The sequence below is a fragment of the Mesorhizobium sp. M7A.F.Ca.US.005.03.2.1 genome (assembly GCF_003997795.1).
In the GTDB taxonomy this organism is placed as follows: Bacteria; Pseudomonadota; Alphaproteobacteria; order Rhizobiales; family Rhizobiaceae; genus Mesorhizobium; species Mesorhizobium ciceri.
This window is the reverse complement of record NZ_RZRP01000837.1, coordinates 1-2716: the sequence shown is the minus strand read 5'-3', so window position 1 is coordinate 2716 and position 2716 is coordinate 1. Positions and strand designations below refer to the sequence as shown.

Annotated in this window: 2 protein-coding genes and 1 pseudogene; 2 read left to right on the top strand and 1 reads right to left on the bottom strand. The window is 64.2% G+C overall.

Annotated elements, in window-relative coordinates; genetic code table 11:
- Both EN991_RS31175 and EN991_RS31170 read left to right on the top strand, forming a co-directional pair.
- Positions 1-478, top strand: a pseudogene (locus EN991_RS31175) (Ppx/GppA family phosphatase); the annotation flags it as partial.
- Between the two features lie 22 nt (positions 479-500).
- The gene (locus tag EN991_RS31170; RefSeq protein WP_013532288.1) at positions 501-1244 is read left to right on the top strand and encodes an RlmE family RNA methyltransferase; all 744 of its coding nucleotides are present in this window, start codon (positions 501-503) and stop codon (positions 1242-1244) included.
- A 104-nt stretch (positions 1245-1348) separates the two neighbouring features.
- Here the strand turns inward: EN991_RS31170 and EN991_RS31165 are convergent.
- On the bottom strand, positions 1349-2716 hold a 1368-nt coding region (locus tag EN991_RS31165; protein WP_127370191.1), incomplete at its 5' end, for an MFS transporter.

Sequence of the window (2716 nt, the reverse complement as noted above, 5' to 3'; positions counted from 1 at the left end):
GGCCGGGCGCGTTGGCGGCCGCACGGGGACGCGCGAGATCTTCGCCGCCATGGTCGATGATGTCGCCGGCCGGCTGGCCAACTTCGACGGTCGCGACCGGCTGAGCCATCTCAAGGCCAGCCCGAATTTTCATCTGCTGGGCACGTCGGGAACGGTGACGACGCTGGCCGGTGTCCACCTTGAGCTCGAGCGCTACGATCGCCGCCGTGTCGACGGGCTTTGGATGGACCGCGACAGCGTCGATCGCATGGTCGAAAGACTGGTTGGCTGGGATTTCCAGCAGCGCTGCGCCAACCCTTGCATCGGTGCCGATCGCGCCGCTCTGGTGCTGGCCGGCTGTGCTATCCTCGAAGCGATCCGCGCCGTGTGGCCGTCCGAGCGGCTGCGAGTCGCCGATCGTGGCCTGCGCGAAGGTATTTTAAGCGAACTGATGGCCGATGATGGCGTCTGGCGCAACGATGGGCGTGGCAGAGCGTGAGCCCGAACCGAAGAAATAAGCAATGACCAAGAAACCGGAAAAACCAGGATCCGCCAGCATTCGTGTGCTGAAGACGCGGATCAAGAAGAAGAGCGGGCTGAAGGAATCGTCGCGCCGCTGGCTGCAGCGCCACATCAACGATCCCTATGTCCAGCGCTCCAAGGCTGACGGCTATCGCTCGCGCGCGGCCTACAAACTGATCGAGATCGACGACAAGCATCATCTGTTGAAACCCGGCATGAAGGTGATCGACCTCGGCGCCGCCCCCGGCGGCTGGTGCCAGGTCGCCGCCGCGCGGACGAAATCGACGGCCGACAAGCCGCATGTCATCGGCATCGATTATCTCGAAATGGACGCCGTGCCCGGCGCGCCGGTGCTGCTGATGGATTTCCTCGATCCGCAGGCGCCGCAGAAGCTGGCCGAGGCGCTGGGTGGGGATCCCGATATCGTGCTGTCCGACATGGCGGCACCGACCACCGGCCACAAGCGGACCGACCATATCCGCACCATGCATCTGTGCGAGGTGGCGGCCGATTTCGCGCTCTCCGTCCTGAAACCGGGCGGGCATTTCCTCGCCAAGACCTTCCAGGGCGGCGCCGAAAACGAACTGCTCTCCATGCTCAAGAAGAACTTCCGCTCGGTCCATCACGTCAAGCCGCCGGCGTCGCGGGATGAATCGGTCGAGCTTTATCTCTTGGCCAAGGATTTCAAAGGGCGAGATCTTCCTTCTCCCCTGGGAGAAGGTGTCGCCGAAGGCGACGGATGAGCTCCAGGGAGCGCCAACGTTTCACTCCGCTGGAACACCCCTCATCCGTCTCGGCGCTTTCGCGCCGATCCACCTTCTCCCACAGGGGAGAAGGCAAGAGGAAACTACTTCCCCGCCGTGCTCGTTTCCAGCGTCTTGGGTGTGGTCAGGCGGCCGTGGCCGGAGATGGCGTTGCCGGCATCGGGCGCCAGCCGCATGAACGACAGCGACGCGGCGGCCGAAATCGCCGCGACGACGAAAAACGCGGTGTGGAAATCCGCCAGCGTCAGTGACCGGTCGTGCAGGCTTGTGGACACTTCCAGGATTCCGCCGGCCAGCGCCACGCCGAGCGCGACCGACAACTGCTGGAACACCGCCGTGATCGGTGTCGCCTTGCTGGTGTCTTCAGCCGAAACCTCGGCATAGGCGAGCGCATTGACGCCGGTGAAGAACATCGAGCGGATGAAGCCGCCGACGAGCAGCATGGCCAGCATCAAGAGATAGGGTGTGTCGGGTGTGAACAGGCCGTTGATGGCGATCGAGGCGGCGGCGACCAGAGAACCGACAACCAGGACGCGGCGGAAGCCGGCGACGCGGAAGATCAGCGCGGTGACAAACTTCATCCCGATGGCGCCGATCGCCGAGACGAAGGTGATCATGCCGGACTGGAACGGCGTCAGCCCAAAACCGATCTGGAACATCAGCGGCAGCAGGAACGGCACGGCACCAATGCCGATGCGGAACAGTCCGCCGCCAAGCACCGAGGAGCGGAACACCTGGTTGCGGAACAATTCGAGCGCCAGCAAGGGATTTTTGGCGCGCCGCGCGTGCAGCAGATAGAGCGCGCCCGACAGCAGGCCGACCGCTACGGTGATAAGGCCGGTGGCCGGCGGCAAATAGGGCAGGCTCACCACCGACAGGCCGAAAACCACGCCGGATGCCGCCAACCCGCTTAGCACGAAGCCGAGGAAGTCGAGCGGCGGCGTCTCCATCGATTCGGTCTCCGGCAGGAAACGCGTCGCCAGCCAGATGCCGATCAGGCCGATCGGCACATTGATCAGGAAGATCCAGTGCCAGGTGAAATAGGTGGTGATGAAGCCACCGACCGGCGGACCGACCAGCGGACCGACCAGCGCCGGAACGGTTAGCCAGGACATCGCCGCGACGAGTTCGCTTTTTGGTGTCGCGCGCACCAGCACCAGCCGCCCGACCGGTGTCATCATGGCGCCGCCAATGCCTTGCAGGAAGCGCGAGACCACAAAAGCCGGCAGCGAACCGGAGAGCGCGCAGGCGATCGAACCGACGATGAAGACGGCGATCGCGGCGCGAAAGATATTCTTGGCGCCGAAACGGTCGGCCATCCAGCCGCTGATCGGAATGAAGATCGCCAGCGAGACGAGATAGGCGGTCAGGGCCAGCTTGAGCGCGATCGGGCTGGTGTGGATGTCGACGGCGATCGCCGGCAGCGATGTCGCGATAACAGTCGAATCCAT

Excerpts from the sequence above, each read along its gene's own strand:
- EN991_RS31170 (WP_013532288.1), top strand. The coding sequence starts at position 501 with ATGACCAAGAAACCGGAAAAACCAGGATCCGCCAGCATTCGTGTGCTG.